The following is a 16,151-nucleotide window of genomic DNA, read 5'->3' on the forward strand; positions in this document are numbered from 1 at the left end:
AGCCCCGTCGTGGGGCCTCCGGCGGTCAAGCCTTCAGGCTCACTGCAAACCGTCGACATTGATTCCGACGGTGATGGCGCCGATGGCGGCTCCCGACTTGGGATCGACGATCGTGACGCTCACTTGCGTCTGCATCTGCTGCGTCGACTCATCCTTCTCGACATCATCGACGAAAATGGCCCCCGGCCCGGCCTGGAAGGACTTCTGCCATTTGGCTTCGTCGCCCTGCCAATAGTCGGACGTGGCATCGCTTTGACCCACGTTGAGCCCCTTGTTGTCGGTCACGAACATCTCGGTAATCACACCGTCGGACTTTTCCTTGGCGGCCGTCAGGAACTTGGACAGCGGGGTCGAAAGTACACTGTCGATCAGCGGCTTGTCGGCAGCCTCGATCTCGGCGCGCCATTTCTGGTCAAGACCGTCAATGTCCGACTGCTGCAGACCGGCGTTCTTGGCGTCCTGCGCCGTCACAGCGTCGACAACGACAGCCTCGGACAGCAGCGGAACCACCATCTTCTCGACATAGCCGCGGGCGGCGGCAGCATAGTCGTCATCGGCCAGGGTGGCCGTCACCGGGACAAGCGACGACACAACAAGCGTAAATGCGTATACTGCAGCTTTATTCATGAGATCCTCCAAATAAACCCGGAACACGATCTCACGATGAAGGTTACAACAAAGATAACATTGAGCAGAATCCAAAATTACAGACAGAACGAGCATTAAATAAAGCAATCACATATAATAAAAGCGCAGACGATATGCTAGAAATGACGGTGTCGATAACTGACAGGTGAGGACATTTTTCTGCCTTGTTGATCGCGACACTCCGGTTTGTCGTTCGTCGCAGCATGTTCCCACAACCATGCCTGACCGCGCAAACGCCAGCGTCGAGGCGACGCTTCTGTCGCCAAGGGCATATGGCGCGACCGCACTAATCAGGATACAAGCTGCCATCGTCTGTTGAGTTGAACCTGGTCGCCATGTCGCCTTTGCGTTTTTTCGGATATCTCATGGCCGCTCTGGCCCTGGTGCTGCTGCTTCTCGTCGGCGCCTTCAGCTTTTACGGGCGGGAGGAGAGCTGGGCGCTGTTGTTCGGGCCAGCCGACCTTGGTCCTTACGACTTTGCCGCGCCGGTGCGCACCGGCAAACTCAACGACATGCTGGCCTGTCCCGATGGCGCCTGTGCCAAGGGCGAGCCCGGAATCATAACGCCGCATTATGCAGCGCCGGCTGCGGCTGTGTTCGACATTGCCTCCAAGGCGGTGCGCAAGCTGCCCGGCAAGGTCGCGGTCATCGGCATCAACCCGATCAACACCCGCCTGCGTGCGGTCGTCTACAGCCCGAACATTCGCATTCCCTCGACACTGTCGGTGATGGTGCAGCCCACAAGCGACGGCGGATCTGACATTTTCCTCTATTCCCGCAGCCAGATCGGCTATTACGACATGGGCCGCAACGCGGCTGATATCGAGGCTCTGCTTTCGGCAATCGAAGCCGAACTGAAAGCCCCTCCCAAGCCGTAACGGCGACAAATGTCGCAATGACTGTTCTATCCGTGGACCAGTTGAGGCGCTGACTTCACCGTCGCAATGAGATTATAAAGAAGCAGAATAGAGACGCCGTTCAGGACGCCTAGACCCGCTCATGCGCTTCGATAACTCACTTCTCGACCAGATTCGCAGCCGGCTGCCCATCAGCCAGGTTGTTGGGCGACGTGTGACCTGGGACAAGCGCAAGAGCCAGCCGGCGCGCGGCGACTACTGGGCCTGTTGCCCCTTCCATCAGGAAAAATCGCCGAGCTTCCACTGCGACGACCGGCGCGGCATCTACCACTGCTTCGGCTGCGGCGCGACAGGTGACCAGTTCAAGTTCCTCACCGAAGCCGAAGGCCTCAACTTTCCCGAAGCGGTCGAGCGTCTGGCCGAAGAAGCTGGCGTCGCCCTGCCCAAACCGGATCCACGGGACCGGGAACGCGAAGCGATCCGTGTCGACCTTGCCGGGGCGGTGGAGATCGCCGCCAAGTTCTTCGAACAGAAGCTGCGCTCCCCCGAGGGCAAGCCGGCGCGCGAGTACATGGTCCGTCGCGGCATTGTCGACAAGACGGCCATCGAGTTCCGCTTTGGCTATGCGCCAGACGAACGCGACGCCCTCAAGCGCCATCTGGTCCAGAGCGGTGTCCCCGAAGCCGTCGCCGTTACGGCGGGCCTGCTGATCAAGCCAGAGGACGGCCGCGCCAGCTATGACCGCTTCCGCGGCCGGCTGATGATCCCCATCCACGACGAACGCGGCCGCGTCGTTGCCTTCGGCGGACGCACGCTCGATCCGGACGGCCAGCCGAAATATCTCAACTCGCCGGAGACGCCGCTCTTTCACAAGGGCACCATGCTGTTCAACGTGCACCGGGCCCGCGAGGCGGCGCACAAGTCCGGCACGATGATCGTCACCGAAGGCTACATGGACGCCATATCGGTCTACCAGGCCGGTATCCGCAATGTGACGGCGGCGCTCGGCACCGCCTTCACCGAGGACCACATCGCCCGTCTCTGGCGGTTTGCAGCCGAGCCGGTCATCTGCTTCGACGGCGACAAGGCCGGTATCTCCGCCGCCCACCGCGCCATCGACCGGATCCTGCCCGTTCTCAAGAGCGGCTACTCCTTCAACTTCTGCTTCCTGCCAGACGGCCAGGACCCCGACGATCTCGTCCGCAAGGGTGGCGCCGACGCCTTCCTCGGCGAGGTCGCCAAGGCGCGCCCCTTGTCCGAAGTGCTGTGGGAGCGGGAAGTGGCAGGTGCTCGCCTCGACACTCCCGAACGCAAGGCCGCGCTGGAAGCGCGCATCGAAGAACTCGTCCGGCTGATCAAGGACGAACGCGTCGCCCGCCGCTATCGGCTTGCCCTGCGCGTCAATCTCTCCGAACTCTTCTGGAGCCATGACCGCAAGGCGCGCGGGGCCGGTGGCGATCGCCAGGCGGGCAAGGCTCAGCCCGCCGCCCCATCGGCACCTCGGCATCCCGATGAGCCAGATCTCGCCACCATAGAGCGGGTGCTGCTTGGCCTGTCGGTCGAATATCCCGACCTCTTCGAAGCCAACATGGACCGGCTGGCCCGCCTCGATTTCCATGTGCAGGCGCTCGAAGACTTCAAGCGGGCTCTCTATTCCATCGCCGCCGACTTCGACGGCCACTCGGTTCAGGACTTCTATGAAGGCCTCGACAACAGATTCTACTTCGTCCTGAACGAAGTGCATGGCGACGAGATCCGGCGGGAAGACGGCGTCAGCATCGGGCGCGGCCACAAGCTGCGCGAACGCCTTCCCATCCTGCGCTTCCATCCGGCCGAGAGCTTCGTCGAGACCTGCTTCGAGCTGCTGATCGAGCGCCTTTCGCTCCGTGCCTTGGCGGAGGACATCGAACGCGACATGAAGAATGTCACCGCCGAGACCGAGGAGAACGTCGCCGTCTACATCTTCGAGCTGTCGCGCGATCTCGGCCGACGTCGGGAAGAACTGCTGCGTCGCGAGCAGGAGCTGGCGGAAGAGGCAAAAGCGATTCGCGCAGCGACCACCGGGGCGGCCTCGGCTCAGCCAGCCCTCTGGAAATAGGCATCGCTGCCCCGCACTGTGGAAAACCAGGCTTCGGGCTTGCAAAACATGGCGTTTGAACGGCAGGCGCTGCCGTCGACACGCAAAAACCGGAAATTCAGGCAATTCGTGATTCGAATCACCCTTGCGGAATCTTTTTGGGCCGCTACATACACCGTTCCGGATTGTTCCATGGGCTGGCGGCGGCCCGTGGGTATGGTCATGCCTTATCGAAGGCGCGCGGGGCCAAGCGCGACGATGTCGAAGGTTAAACCAGACTTAAGGGCTTGACCCTATTTGTAGCGTTCCGGACCTGATGCGCGGATTTCGGCTGCGACGCAGGCGTGAGTTTGGACAAGGCGACCGTGGGCCACGCGCCCCGGAAGGCGGAGATGAATATGGCGACCAAGGCAACCGAAAACGAAGACGGCCAGGACACCGGTAACGAAGGTCCGGACAGCCCGCTTCTCGACTTGTCCGATGCCGCCGTCAAGCGGATGATCAAGCTCGCCAAGAAGCGCGGCTATGTCACCTATGATGAACTGAACGAAGTCCTGCCATCTGATCAGAACTCGTCTGACCAGATCGAGGACATCTACGCGATGCTCTCGGACATGGGCATCAACGTTGTGGACTCCGAGGAGGCCGAAGAGGCCGCCGGCGAAGACAACGCCAACGGTGCCGAGGAAAGCGACGAGCTGACCGAAACAACCGGCACCGCCGTCGCCAAGACCACCACGGCGCGCGAGCCGACCGACCGCACGGACGATCCCGTCCGCATGTATCTGCGCGAAATGGGTTCGGTGGAGCTGCTGAGCCGCGAGGGCGAAATCGCCATCGCCAAGCGCATCGAGGCTGGTCGCGAGGCCATGATCGCCGGCCTCTGCGAAAGCCCGCTGACCTTCCAGGCCATCATCTTCTGGCGCGACGAGCTCAACGAAGGCAAGATCCTTCTGCGCGACATCATCGACCTCGAAGCCACCTATGCCGGTCCGGACGGCAAGGGTGCGCCGCTGCCCTTCGCCGAAGGTGAGGCTGTGGCTGAGGGCGAGGAAGAAGCCCCCGCACCTGCCCCGGCCCGTCCGCGTGGCGAGGATGACGATGAGGAAGCCGCGCCGCCGCCGGAAACCGACATGCTGGATGAGGACGACATGGAGAACAATGTCTCCCTGTCGGCCATGGAAGCGGAACTGAAGCCGAAGGTGCTGGAAACCTTCGACCGCATCGCCGAGAACTTCAAGAAGCTGCGCCGGCTGCAGGAGCAGAATGTCGAGAACCGCCTCAAGAACTCGACACTGAGCCCCAGCCAGGAGCGCCGCTACAAGAAGCTCGAGGAAGAGATCCAGGAAGACGTGAAGTCGCTGTCGCTCAACGCTGCCCGTATCGAGGCGCTGGTGGAGCAGCTTTACGAGTTCAACAAGAAGCTGCTCGGCTTCGAGGGCAAGCTGCTGCGCCTTGCCGAAAGCTACGGCGTCGGCCGCGAGGACTTCCTCAAGCAGTATCAGGGCTCCGAGCTCGATCCCAACTGGATCCGCCGCGTCGCCTCGCTGTCGTCCAAGGGCTGGAAGGAATTCATCGCCCGGGCCAAGGAAGACATCCGCGACCTGCGCCAGACCATTCAGTCGCTCGCCTCCGAGACCGGCCTCGAGCCGGGCGAGTTCCGCCGCATCGTCCATCTCGTGCAGAAGGGCGAAAAGGAAGCGCGCATCGCCAAGAAGGAAATGGTGGAGGCCAACCTGCGCCTCGTCATCTCCATCGCCAAGAAATACACCAACCGCGGCCTGCAGTTCCTCGACCTCATCCAGGAAGGCAACATCGGCCTGATGAAGGCGGTCGACAAGTTCGAATACCGCCGCGGCTACAAGTTCTCGACCTATGCCACCTGGTGGATCCGGCAGGCGATCACCCGCTCGATCGCCGACCAGGCCCGCACCATCCGCATCCCCGTGCACATGATCGAGACGATCAACAAGATCGTCCGCACGTCGCGCCAGATGCTGCATGAGATCGGTCGCGAACCGACGCCGGAAGAGTTGGCCGAGAAGCTGGCCATGCCGCTTGAGAAGGTGCGCAAGGTCCTGAAGATCGCCAAGGAACCGATCAGCCTCGAGACGCCGATCGGCGACGAAGAGGACTCGCACCTCGGCGACTTCATCGAGGACAAGAACGCCATCCTGCCGATCGACGCGGCGATCCAGTCGAACCTGCGCGAAACCACCACGCGCGTGCTCGCCTCGCTCACCCCGCGCGAAGAACGCGTGCTGCGCATGCGCTTCGGCATCGGCATGAACACCGACCATACGCTGGAAGAAGTCGGCCAGCAGTTCTCGGTGACGCGCGAACGCATTCGCCAGATCGAGGCCAAGGCGCTCAGGAAGCTCAAGCACCCGAGCCGCTCGCGCAAGCTCCGGAGCTTCCTCGACAACTGAGGCATAGCTTCAGCCCAGAAACAGCAAGACGCCGGAAGTTGTCGCTTCCGGCGTCTTTTTGTTTGGCAGCTTGATGCCTGATCAGAAGCTGAACTTGGCGATCACCGCCCGGTGGTCGGACGGCCAGGGGCTGACGACGATATCGGCCTCGGGCGTCTTCTCGCCGACGACAGCGGCGCTCAGCGGCTTGACCGTGGCGCCACGCGCAAAGACGAAGTCGATGCGGTCATGGTGATCGGAAGGATCGGTCGCCTCTGTGGTCGGCGTCCAGGTGATGCCGGGCTTGGCCACGGGATCGGGGTAGACAGCGCGATAGAGATCGACAAAGCCAGCCTTTTCCAGCTTGGTGGTGCCGGGCCAGGCCACGGGCATCGGCTGGAAGCCGGCCTTGACGGTGCCTTCCGTCCAGTCGCGATGCGACGGTTCGTTGAAGTCACCACCGATCAGCACCAGCGAAGCGCCTTCCTTCTCGGCGACGCCAGCGTCGGCGATCATCTCATCGAAGGACTTGCCGCGCGCGCCCTCGGCAAACTTGATCGCCTCATCCGCCGTCTTGGCGAAGGGATAGTTGCCATAGGGGATGTTGAGCACCTGATAGGGCTGATAGGGGGCATCCGGCAGATTGACGCTGTAGACCGCCACCTTGCGGCCGTCGACGTTGACATTGACGCCGATGTCGCCAGGGCGTCCGCCTTCGATCGGATAGCGGGAGAACACCGCATTGGACCAGATCGCCGGATTGTCACCCTTCTGGTCGTAGTAGTTCATTCCCAGTGCCTTGGCGAGCGCGGCGGCCCGGCTCTCGCCAGCCGGCGGGCAGCTGTCAGCAGTGCAGGGATCGCCTTCGGCCCTGGTCTCGGAGATGGAAATGATATCCGCATTGGCGGCCTTGATGGCTGCCACCGTCTTGTCGATCGTCTCGCCCTTGTTGGCACCGGCGCCATACATGTTGAAGGCCATGAAGGTGATCTGCGTCTCGGCCATGGCTTGCTGGCTGACGGCAAGCATGGAAACAGCGCCGAGCAAGCCGGCGGCGGCGGTCTTGAAATGCATCGGTGGAAACTCCGGAAAGGGAAGATATCGGCGCGGACGGCCAATCGAGATCTTTACCTAGTCCCGGCATATTGCAAAGCCATGACGCAAGGATGCGGCTTGTCGTCAGGGGCCTGACCGGCTAGACCACGCTCAGGATACCGGCACGGGAGCGATCGTCATGTCCTTTTGGAAGAAGTTGTTCGGCGGCGGCAATTCGGGCGCCACTCTGTCCGCAACCGCCCCCACCCAGGAGCACAAGGGCTTCATCATCACCTCGACGCCCTTCAAGGCCGACGGCGGCCAATGGCAACTCTGCGGTGTCATCTCTCTTGAGACGCCGGAAGGTGGCAAGCAGGAGCATCGCTTCGTGCGCGCCGACAAGTTCACTGACGTCGATCAGGCCCACGACATCGTCTTCCAGAAGGGACGCCTGATCATCGACCAGCAGGGCAAGTCAATCTTCAGCTGAAGCCCATGAACCCAGGCATCAACGCGTGAAGACGCGGCGCAGCCCGGTCAATGCACGGGATGCCAGTTGATGCCAGAGATTTGCCGTCGCCGAAAGCGAACCGCAGACGACCACGACCAGCAGCAGGGTCGCCAGGCTATAGTGCTCGCCCGTCTCGTTGTTGCGCAGGAGATAGGTATCATCGCGCGGCGTCTCCACAGCGGTGATCTGGTAGGTCGCCTGCTGCACCGGCTCCTGTACGCTCGCCAACACCAGCGAGCGATTGAGCGCACCACCGGCCGAGATTGCCGGCAGCGGCATCGCATGCGCCGACGAGAGGCTCGCGACCAGCAGGGTCAGCATCAGCACCAAGGCCGTAGCCACGGCCACCATGATCGACGCTCCGGCGCCGACCGCCATCTCGTTTCCACTCCTGGGGGTCAACTCGAACTGGACCTCGTCCTCATGCCGCATGATTGCCACCATCAGTGATCCGGAACGGTGGGATCGCCGACGCGCCCCCAGTTCCAACACCGATGAGTAGGCCACCCGAATGGGACTGTCAGGCGCCGGGAATACGGTTGGGGACTGGAAATGTTGCGGCATTTTTATGGCGTCTCGGCAAGAAGGACGAAATCACCGTCCTGAAGGGGCTGATACGCTTTACGGGATGTTTCTGGAAAACGTCGTAGCTGGCGAACTATTCCGCATCGTTCAGAATTTTTTAATGATTTCCTTCTGAGGCGACGGAACCGACCAGACAGGACGGGCGTGCAATGCATCGGCCTCAAATGCGAAAGGCCGGGGACGAGACCCCGGCCTTGCACAGCGTGTGATGGAATACGGCAAAAATCAGATGAGGCTGGCGCAGAACCGCTGGATGCGGATGCAGGCTTCCTCAAGGTCCTTGGTGGCCGTCGCATAGGAGATGCGGAAGTTCGGGCCAAGGCCGAAGGCCGAACCCTGAACCACGGCAACGCCCTCGGCCTCCAGCAGCTCCGACACGAAGTCGTCGTCGCTGGCGATCACCTTGCCGGCCGGGGTCTTCTTGCCGATCAGACCGGCGCAGGACGGATAGACGTAGAAGGCACCTTCCGGCGTCGGGCACTTGAGGCCCTTGGCCTGATTGAGCATGGACACCACGAGGTCGCGGCGCTCCTTGAACACCTTGTTGTTGGCCGGAATGAAGTCCTGCGGCCCATTCAGCGCCTCGACGGCAGCATACTGGGCGATCGACGACGGGTTGGACGTCGACTGCGACTGGATCACCGCCATGGCCTTGATCAGCTCCGCCGGACCGGCGGCATAACCAATGCGCCAGCCGGTCATGCAATAGGCCTTGGACACGCCGTTCACCGTCAGCGTGCGGTCATAGAGCTTGGGCTCGACTTCCGCCGGGGTGGCGAACTTGAAGTCGTCATAGACGAGGTGCTCGTACATGTCGTCGGTCATCACCCAGACATGGGGATGCTTGACAAGCACATCGGTCAGAGCCTTCAGCTCGTCGTGGCTATAGGCGGCGCCCGACGGGTTGGAGGGCGAGTTGAAGATGAACCACTTCGTCTTCGGCGTGATGGCCTTGTCGAGCGCCTCGGCGGTCACCTTGAAGTTGGATTCCAGCGTCGCTTCGACGAAGGTCGGCGTACCGCCCGCGAGCAGCACCATGTCCGGATAGCTGACCCAGTATGGCGTCGGGATCAGCACTTCATCGCCCGGGTTCAGGGTGGCCATCAGCGCATTGTAGAGCACCTGCTTGCCACCGGTACCGACGGTGATCTGGTTCGGCTTGTAGTCAAGGCCGTTCTCGCGCTTGAACTTGGCGCAGATCGCCGCCTTAAGCTCGGGAATGCCGTCAACGGCCGTATATTTCGTCTTGCCCTCATTGATGGCCTTGATGGCCGCTTCCTTGATATTTGCCGGCGTGTCGAAGTCGGGCTCACCAGCGCCAAGGCCGATCACATCGCGACCGGCGGCCTTGAGCTCGCGAGCCTTGTTGGTGACGGCGATGGTGGCGGAGGGCTTCACACGGGAAAGGGACTCGGCAAGGAAGGACATGGGGGATGCGTCTCCTAACGCGGATGGGAAAGGGTCGCGGCACTTCCACCAGCGACCGCCCCTGCTCTATTGCGCTGCAGCGCTCCGCGCAAGACGGATTCGTCCGCAACTGCGCGGAAAAAGGCCTGACGGCTTACTGTCCGGGCAACTGATCAGCCGGGCGAACCGCCATGGCAAAGATGGCAATGGCCACTTGCGCCACGGCCAGCAGCACAAAGGCAACGCCGAGACCGGTGTGGGTCGACAGATAGCCAATGATCGGCGGTCCCGCCAGGAAGCCGCAATAGCCGCAGGTGGCCGCCGCCGCCACGCCCTTGCCGGACGAGGCAACATTGGCCCGGCCGGCCGCCGTGAAGAACAGCGGCACGAGGTTGGACACGCCGAGACCAGTGAGACCGAAGGCGAGAATGGCAATGTGGATCTGGCCGACATAGGTCGCGATCAGGATGCCGATCGCCGCCATGATCGCGCCGAAGCGGACGATGTGCACGGCGCTCTGGCGCAGACGGATGAAGTCACCGGAGAAGCGCCCGATCGCCATGCCGCCGGCAAAGGCCGCATAGCCGGCCGCCGTCATGGTGGCGTCGGAGTTGAAGGTGGTGCGCATGAAGATGGCGTTCCAGTCCAGCATCGCCCCTTCAAGCATGAAGCCGAACAGCGTCAGAATGCCGATCACCAGCACTGACCGATCCGGCAACGCGAAATGCGAGCCCGCTTCGCCCTTGTCGGCCTCGCCGGGCAGCAAACCGGTCACGGCATAGCCGGCCACCACCAGGAAGAAGGCGGTGACGATCAGAAAATGCGTGGTCGTGCCCATGTAGTTCAGCAACAGCCCCGCCAGCGACGACGCCAGGAAGCCGCCGATCGACCAGGTGCCGTGCAGGCCGGACATGATCGGCCGGGCATATTGCCGCTCCACCTCTACGGCATGGGTGTTCATGGCAACGTCGTTGACGCCATTGGAGAAGCCGAACAGGAAGGCGCAAAGGCACAGCATCGCCAGCGAAGGCGCAAGGCTGAGGAGCGGCAACGCCAATACCATCCCCAGGATGGAGTAACGCGTCGGCCCGGCACTGCCAAAGCGCGAGATCAGATAGCCGGCAATCGGCATGGCCACCACGGCGCCGCCCGCCAGCGCCAGCAGCGCCAACGACAACTCGCTGTCGGTCAGGTGCAGCTTGTCGCGGATCAACGGCACATTCGGTGCCCAGGAGCCGAACAGAGCACCATTGGTACAGAAGACGGCGGCGACCGACCAGCGGGCGCGAGTGGGGGTGGTGCTCATGAGGATGTTGACTCTGCGATGGTAAGCGTGACTGCCGCGGTGATCAGCCGGTCGCGCAGGGTTGGATTGACCGAAGCGTCGGTTACGATCTCGCTCGTCACCGCAAGATCCGCCACGTGATGGGGAGAGATAGTTCCGATCTTGTCGCCGGTTGCCACGGCGATGGTTGCGGCGGACGCCTCGATCATCGCCCGCTTGACCCAGGATTCTTCATAGTTGTCGGCAGAGAATCCGGCCTCGGGATCAACGCTGCAGGAGGCGAGTACGCATACGTCGGCGCGCACAGCACGGATTGCGGCAACTGCGGCCGATCCGACACTGCACCGGCCGGCGCCTTCTAGACGCCCGCCGACCACAATGGTCTCGATCAGTGGACGATCCGCCAGCGCCAACGCGGCCGGCAAACTGGGTGTGATCACCGTCAGGCGGCGGTCGTAGGGGAGCGCTTCAGCCACGGCGAGCGCTGTTGACCCGCTATCGAGCAGAACCACACACCCTTCCCGGAGCCGTTCGGCCACCACGCGGCCGATCGCCTGTTTGGCCGAGGTTTGAGAACCGCGTCGCAAGTCAAACTGACGGGGCAATGAGGCTGGCAAGACTGCCCCATGAACGCGCCGGATCAGACCGGCTTGCGACAGGCTGCGAAGATCCCGCCTGATGGAATCGTCGGACGTCGAGAAGCGCGTGGCAAGGTCTCCCACGGAGATCCGAGGTTCGGCTGCAAGCAGCAGCAATATTTGGCTCTGGCGCTCTTCAGGGGACATGACAAGGTCCAGTTTGCACGATTATTTATATTTATGCATTATCGTGCAGTCAAGAGTGCACATTCAGGCAAAGTGGCCCCAGGATCGCGTCACATTTGCAGTCCGTGACTTCAGGCAAACAGCCGGTGTCCTGCGCCGACCCGGCCGCCACCGAGCAAGGTGCGGACATGGAACGGGCGACAAATGCTCATCAAGCGCGAAAGGATGTCCTCGACATTGCAGCAGCTTCCGTCCCTTTTGATTTTATGAACCGATTCAATATCTGAACTTGCCTTCGCTGGCAACAAGGACCAGTCAACGGAAAGTGATTGCCCTGACGTAACAAAAGACAGCACTCTTCCGAATGAGGGAAAGGCGACGCCCGTTATCGAGGAGGAATGCATGCTGATCCGTAATCCACGCCGCTGGGAACTGCCCGAAGCGGCCGCCACGCCCGAGTCCGCCTTCCTGAACCGGCGACAACTGCTAGCCGGCATGGGACTGGGGGCTGGCCTCATCGCCCTGAGACCGCAGCCGGCTGCGGCGGCCACGCCGTTCGACGGCATCTTTCCGGCCAAACGCAACGAGGCCTACAAGCTCGATCGCGAACTGACCCCCGAAGACGTCAACTCGAAATACAACAACTTCTATGAGTTCACCCCTGGCAAGCAGGTCTATGCCGCCATCGGTGACTTCAAACCCTTCCCCTGGACGGTGACCATCGACGGCATGGTGGAAGAGGAAAAGAAGCTCGACATCGAGAAGCTGGTTGCCGCCATGCCGGTCGAGGAAAGACTTTATCGGCACCGCTGTGTCGAAGCCTGGTCGATGACCGTGCCCTGGACCGGCTTCCCGCTGAAGGCGCTCATCGACTACGCCCGCCCGCTCTCCAGCGCCAAATATGTGCGCTTCGAGACCTTCAGTTCACCCGGCATGGCACCGGAGCTGGGCAACTTCCTCTATCCCTGGCCCTATGTCGAAGGCGTGACCATGGAGGAAGGCACAAACGACCTCGCCTTCATGGTGATCGGCGCCTATGGCAAGCCGTTGCTGGGGCAGTTCGGCGCTCCCTTGCGTCTGGCGCTGCCCTGGAAATACGGCTTCAAGTCCATCAAGTCGATCGTGCGCATCACCTTCACCGACGAGCGTCCGGTGAACTTCTGGCAGCAACTGCAGTCTTCGGAATATGGCTTCTGGGCCAATGTAAACCCCGACGTGCCGCATCCGCGCTGGAGCCAGGCCGAAGAGCGAGTGCTGGGCTCAGGCGCCTATGTGCCGACGCAGCTCTACAATGGTTATGCCGAGGAGGTCGCCGGCCTCTACAAGGGCCTCGAAAGCGAGCCGCTGTTCATGTGAGGTTGAACCCAAATGGGCAAAAAAAGAGCCGGGCACGAAGCCCGGCTTTTGTAAGTTTTGGAATGCGGTTCGCAGGGACGATCCGCACCTTCCAGAGGGGAACAGCTGATGGTTCGACATCGCCGGGAGGAAGAGACGATGGAACCAACACATCAGCTGCCCCTGATATGCTCCCTTCGCAGATGCAAAACAAGAAGGCAGACTGCATGTCAGCTATGCAGATTATTCTTCGAGTTGCCTAATGTGTGGCTTTTGCCACATTCGGGATATCACTCAATTCAAGAAATTTTCTACTATTCTCATGGAGTTGCAACGAAAATGGCCAGCCGGTTGTTTGCCGGCTGGCCATTCGAGTTCTTGCCACAATTGCCCGCTCAGTAGTTCCAGCGCTGGGCCTTGGCCACCAGAAAATCGCGGAACGCATGCACGCGCGCCGAGTTCCGGAGCTCGTCCGGATAGACGAAATAGGTGTCGAAGGACGGCAGATCCACTTCCGGAATCAGCTGCATCAGGCCGGAGTCGGCTTCGACCAGATAGTCCGGCAACAGCGCAATGCCGACACCGCGCTGCACCGATCGCTTGATCGCCACGAGATTGTTGACCCGCAGCACCGGCAGGCGCGGATTATCATAGGGACGACCCACGCTCTCCAGCCAGTTCATGTCGCGCAGATAGGATGGTGCCGCAGCCCCGAAAGTGACGATGCGATGCCCGTCGAGATCCTCGATGGTGCGCGGTGCGCTGAAGCGCTTGATGTAGACCGGCGACGCATAGAGGTGGAAATGCACGGTGAACAGCTTGCGCTGGATGAGGTCCGGCTGGGTCGGCTGGCGCAGGCGAATGGCCACGTCGGCCTGCCGCATGGACAGATCGAGTTCCACATCGTCCAGGATCAGCTGCAGCTGCACTTCCGGATAGAGATCGACGAACTCATCGACGCGCGAGGTCAACCAGGTGGAGCCAATGCCCACGGTGGTGGTGACGCGCAGGGAGCCCGACGGCCGCTCGCGGCTGTCGGTCAGCCGGCTCTGCACGTCCTCGAGCTTCATCAGCACATCATGGGCCGCCCGGTAGAGAAGCTCGCCCTGCTCGGTCAGGATCAGTCCGCGCGCATGGCGATGAAACAGCGGCACCCCAAGATCCGACTCGAGCGCACTGACCTGCCGGCTTACCGCCGACTGGCTCATGCTCAGGGAATCCCCGGCATGGGTGAAGCTTCCAGCCCGCGCGGCCGCATGAAAAATGCGCAGCTTGTCCCAATCCATGATCCAGTTCCCCTGTTGCCCGGTCAGGCGCGGCGCTTTCAGATCCATGACGGTCTCCGTCGACTTGTCACCCGGCTGAGGCCGGACAACGGCAATCTTGTCGCACGCTTGTTACCCCACCCAGGTCTTTGCTCCCCCGAGACGCACCTATCGTTACATTCATTCGGCCGCAGCTTCAAACGCCTGCGCCGCCACATAGCGTTCTGCCTCCAGCGCCGCCATGCAGCCCATGCCGGCGGCGGTGACCGCCTGACGGAAATGTTCATCCGTCACATCACCGGCCGCGAACACACCCGGCACAGAGGTCGCCGTCGAGTAGGGCTCGGTCCAGATGTAGCCGCTCGGCTTGAGCTTCACCTGCCCCTCAAACAGCGACACCGCCGGGGCATGCCCGATGGCGACGAAAATGCCATCGATCGGCATCTCCGTGGTTGCGCCTGTCTGTATGTTCTTGAGGCGAAGACCAGTGACCGAGGGCGGGAAGCCTTCGGTGCCCAGCACTTCGTCAACCACAGAATGCCAGATCACCTCGATCTTGGGATGCGCAAACAGGCGCTGCTGCATCACCTTCTCGGCACGGAAGCTGTCGCGGCGATGCACCACCGTGACCTTGGCGGCGTGGTGGGTCAGATAGAGCGCCTCTTCCACGGCGGTGTTGCCACCGCCCACCACGACCACATGCTTGCCGCGATAGAAGAAGCCGTCACAGGTGGCGCAAGCCGACACGCCAAAGCCCTGGAACTTGTGCTCCGACGGCAGCCCCAGCCAGCGCGCCTGCGCGCCGGTGGCAATGACCAGACTGTCGGCCGTATAGACGTCGCCGCTGTCGCAGGTGAAGGTGAAGGGCCGCACCGACAGATCGGCCTTGGTGACTATATCGGCGACCATCCGCGTGCCCATATGCTCGGCCTGCGCCCGCATCTGGTCCATCAGCCAAGGTCCCTGCACCGCCTCGGCAAAGCCCGGATAATTCTCCACATCCGTGGTGATCGTCAGCTGGCCACCCGGCTGCATGCCGGCAATGAGGATCGGCTCAAGCATTGCACGGGCCGCGTAGATGGCCGCCGTATAGCCGGCCGGGCCAGAACCGATGATGAGAACCTTTGTATGATGATGCGCCATCTGCTTGCCTTGATCCGTTGAGCAAGCCGAAGGCGGTTCTCTGCCGCTTGCAAGCAATCGGCGCCATCCTTCGGCAAACTCTCAGACACCGCCTTCCAATCCGCCGTGCAAATTGCTGCCAGCGTACCTCGGACCACCGGTGTCCCACATTTCTTTGCCCAGATGTTAGGTTCAAACCCTTTGTCTTTCAAGGCTTTGGACACGACCTTCCGATCTTGAGCCTGGCGCTCCACAACATTTGAAGCGCTTTCGAACCAGTGCCGGCATAGTCAATCTTGCATAATCATGCGCATCCACGAAATTTGCTTTCGCCCAAACGAAAGGATCTATATGAATCGTGCGCCACTCTCCCACCCGTGAGTCTCAGTCATGAACATGCGTCTCGATCCCATCGATTGGAAAATTCTGCGTGAATTGCAGGCAGACGGACGCATGACCAACGTCGAGCTGGCCTCGCGCGTCGGCATTTCCGCCCCGCCGTGCCTGCGGCGGGTGCGCGCCCTGGAGGAAGCCGGCATCATCAAGGGCTATCGGGCCCTGCTCGATGAAAAGTCGCTCGGCCTCGACGCCACGATGTTCGCCTTCGTCTCCCTGTCCTCGCAATCCGAAGCCGAGCTGATGGCTTTCGAAGCGCGGGTTGCCTCCTGGCCCATCGTCAGGGAATGCTGGATGCAGTCGGGCGAGATCGACTTCATCCTGAAATGCGTGGCACCTGACCTCAAGACCTGCCAGACCTTCGTCATCGAACAGCTGACCGCAGCGCCCAATGTGGGCACGGTTCGCACCAGCCTGACGCTGCGGCAGGTGAAGAACGAGCCTTCGGTCGCTTGA

General features: G+C 61.7%; 14 protein-coding genes. 6 read left to right on the top strand and 8 right to left on the bottom strand.

Going from position 1 to position 16,151, the window contains the following annotated elements:
- Window positions 1-39 precede the first annotated feature (39 nt).
- Window positions 40-627 carry a hypothetical protein gene (locus L2I41_RS11240; protein ID WP_237153644.1) on the bottom strand — a complete coding sequence of 196 codons (588 nt, stop codon included), beginning with the start codon at window positions 625-627 and terminating at the stop codon, window positions 40-42.
- Between the two features lie 386 nt (window positions 628-1,013).
- Here L2I41_RS11240 and L2I41_RS11245 point away from each other — a divergent pair, with 386 nt between their 5' ends.
- From L2I41_RS11245 to rpoD, 3 genes are all read left to right on the top strand, one after another.
- On the top strand, window positions 1,014-1,526 hold the full coding sequence (locus tag L2I41_RS11245; protein WP_237153645.1) for a DUF1499 domain-containing protein: 513 nt from the start codon (window positions 1,014-1,016) through the stop codon (window positions 1,524-1,526).
- 121 nt (window positions 1,527-1,647) lie between these two features.
- Entirely contained in the window at window positions 1,648-3,603 is a 1,956-nt protein-coding gene (dnaG, locus tag L2I41_RS11250; RefSeq protein WP_237153646.1) for a DNA primase, read from the top strand.
- A 377-nt stretch (window positions 3,604-3,980) separates the two neighbouring features.
- A complete protein-coding gene (gene rpoD, locus L2I41_RS11255) occupies window positions 3,981-6,011 on the top strand; it encodes an RNA polymerase sigma factor RpoD (RefSeq protein WP_237153647.1) in 2,031 nt (676 codons plus the stop codon).
- 81 nt (window positions 6,012-6,092) lie between these two features.
- Here rpoD and L2I41_RS11260 read toward each other — a convergent pair whose 3' ends face one another.
- Window positions 6,093-7,064 (bottom strand): endonuclease/exonuclease/phosphatase family protein, encoded by a 972-nt coding sequence (locus L2I41_RS11260; protein WP_237153648.1) that lies wholly within the window; start codon window positions 7,062-7,064, stop codon window positions 6,093-6,095.
- Window positions 7,065-7,224: 160 nt separating this feature from the next.
- On the opposite strand from L2I41_RS11260, the gene L2I41_RS11265 reads away from it, so the two are divergent.
- Complete coding sequence (locus L2I41_RS11265) at window positions 7,225-7,515, top strand: HlyU family transcriptional regulator (RefSeq protein WP_237153649.1); 291 nt, start codon at window positions 7,225-7,227, stop codon at window positions 7,513-7,515.
- A gap of 18 nt (window positions 7,516-7,533) precedes the next feature.
- Here the strand turns inward: L2I41_RS11265 and L2I41_RS11270 are convergent, their stop codons facing one another.
- The 4 genes from L2I41_RS11270 to L2I41_RS11285 all read right to left on the bottom strand — a co-directional run bounded on the left by L2I41_RS11270 (window position 7,534) and on the right by L2I41_RS11285 (window position 11,598).
- The gene (locus L2I41_RS11270; protein WP_237153650.1) at window positions 7,534-7,980 is read right to left on the bottom strand and encodes a hypothetical protein; all 447 of its coding nucleotides are present in this window, start codon (window positions 7,978-7,980) and stop codon (window positions 7,534-7,536) included.
- 366 nt (window positions 7,981-8,346) lie between these two features.
- Window positions 8,347-9,549: a pyridoxal phosphate-dependent aminotransferase gene (locus tag L2I41_RS11275; protein ID WP_237153651.1), complete on the bottom strand. Its 1,203-nt coding sequence runs from the start codon at window positions 9,547-9,549 to the stop codon at window positions 8,347-8,349.
- Window positions 9,550-9,682: 133 nt separating this feature from the next.
- Window positions 9,683-10,834 carry an MFS transporter gene (locus tag L2I41_RS11280; protein WP_237153652.1) on the bottom strand — a complete coding sequence of 384 codons (1,152 nt, stop codon included), beginning with the start codon at window positions 10,832-10,834 and terminating at the stop codon, window positions 9,683-9,685.
- Window positions 10,831-11,598: a DeoR/GlpR family DNA-binding transcription regulator gene (locus L2I41_RS11285; RefSeq protein WP_237153653.1), complete on the bottom strand. Its 768-nt coding sequence runs from the start codon at window positions 11,596-11,598 to the stop codon at window positions 10,831-10,833. The genes L2I41_RS11280 and L2I41_RS11285 overlap by 4 nt, the downstream gene beginning before the upstream one ends.
- A 381-nt stretch (window positions 11,599-11,979) precedes the next feature.
- On the opposite strand from L2I41_RS11285, the gene msrP reads away from it, so the two are divergent.
- Window positions 11,980-12,933 carry a protein-methionine-sulfoxide reductase catalytic subunit MsrP gene (msrP, locus tag L2I41_RS11290; RefSeq protein ID WP_237153654.1) on the top strand — a complete coding sequence of 318 codons (954 nt, stop codon included), beginning with the start codon at window positions 11,980-11,982 and terminating at the stop codon, window positions 12,931-12,933.
- A gap of 374 nt (window positions 12,934-13,307) precedes the next feature.
- On the opposite strand, the gene L2I41_RS11295 is transcribed toward msrP, so the two are convergent.
- Both L2I41_RS11295 and trxB read right to left on the bottom strand, forming a co-directional pair.
- A complete protein-coding gene (locus L2I41_RS11295) occupies window positions 13,308-14,198 on the bottom strand; it encodes a LysR family transcriptional regulator (RefSeq protein WP_237153789.1) in 891 nt (296 codons plus the stop codon).
- A 159-nt stretch (window positions 14,199-14,357) separates the two neighbouring features.
- The gene (gene trxB / locus L2I41_RS11300) at window positions 14,358-15,320 is read right to left on the bottom strand and encodes a thioredoxin-disulfide reductase (RefSeq protein WP_237153655.1); all 963 of its coding nucleotides are present in this window, start codon (window positions 15,318-15,320) and stop codon (window positions 14,358-14,360) included.
- Between the two features lie 369 nt (window positions 15,321-15,689).
- Between trxB and L2I41_RS11305 the strand changes: the two genes are divergently transcribed.
- Entirely contained in the window at window positions 15,690-16,151 is a 462-nt protein-coding gene (locus L2I41_RS11305; protein WP_237153656.1) for an Lrp/AsnC family transcriptional regulator, read from the top strand.

It is taken from the genome of Oryzibacter oryziterrae (assembly GCF_021864535.1).
GTDB lineage: Bacteria > Pseudomonadota > Alphaproteobacteria > Rhizobiales > Pleomorphomonadaceae > Pleomorphomonas > Pleomorphomonas oryziterrae.

Excerpts from the sequence above, each read along its gene's own strand:
- L2I41_RS11240 (WP_237153644.1), bottom strand. The coding sequence starts at position 627 with ATGAATAAAGCTGCAGTATACGCATTTACGCTTGTTGTGTCGTCGCTT.
- L2I41_RS11245 (WP_237153645.1), top strand. The coding sequence starts at position 1,014 with ATGGCCGCTCTGGCCCTGGTGCTGCTGCTTCTCGTCGGCGCCTTCAGC.
- dnaG (WP_237153646.1), top strand. The coding sequence starts at position 1,648 with ATGCGCTTCGATAACTCACTTCTCGACCAGATTCGCAGCCGGCTGCCC.
- rpoD (WP_237153647.1), top strand. The coding sequence starts at position 3,981 with ATGGCGACCAAGGCAACCGAAAACGAAGACGGCCAGGACACCGGTAAC.
- L2I41_RS11260 (WP_237153648.1), bottom strand. The coding sequence starts at position 7,064 with ATGCATTTCAAGACCGCCGCCGCCGGCTTGCTCGGCGCTGTTTCCATG.
- L2I41_RS11265 (WP_237153649.1), top strand. The coding sequence starts at position 7,225 with ATGTCCTTTTGGAAGAAGTTGTTCGGCGGCGGCAATTCGGGCGCCACT.
- L2I41_RS11270 (WP_237153650.1), bottom strand. The coding sequence starts at position 7,980 with ATGGTGGCAATCATGCGGCATGAGGACGAGGTCCAGTTCGAGTTGACC.
- L2I41_RS11275 (WP_237153651.1), bottom strand. The coding sequence starts at position 9,549 with ATGTCCTTCCTTGCCGAGTCCCTTTCCCGTGTGAAGCCCTCCGCCACC.
- L2I41_RS11280 (WP_237153652.1), bottom strand. The coding sequence starts at position 10,834 with ATGAGCACCACCCCCACTCGCGCCCGCTGGTCGGTCGCCGCCGTCTTC.
- L2I41_RS11285 (WP_237153653.1), bottom strand. The coding sequence starts at position 11,598 with ATGTCCCCTGAAGAGCGCCAGAGCCAAATATTGCTGCTGCTTGCAGCC.
- msrP (WP_237153654.1), top strand. The coding sequence starts at position 11,980 with ATGCTGATCCGTAATCCACGCCGCTGGGAACTGCCCGAAGCGGCCGCC.
- L2I41_RS11295 (WP_237153789.1), bottom strand. The coding sequence starts at position 14,198 with ATGGATTGGGACAAGCTGCGCATTTTTCATGCGGCCGCGCGGGCTGGA.
- trxB (WP_237153655.1), bottom strand. The coding sequence starts at position 15,320 with ATGGCGCATCATCATACAAAGGTTCTCATCATCGGTTCTGGCCCGGCC.
- L2I41_RS11305 (WP_237153656.1), top strand. The coding sequence starts at position 15,690 with ATGAACATGCGTCTCGATCCCATCGATTGGAAAATTCTGCGTGAATTG.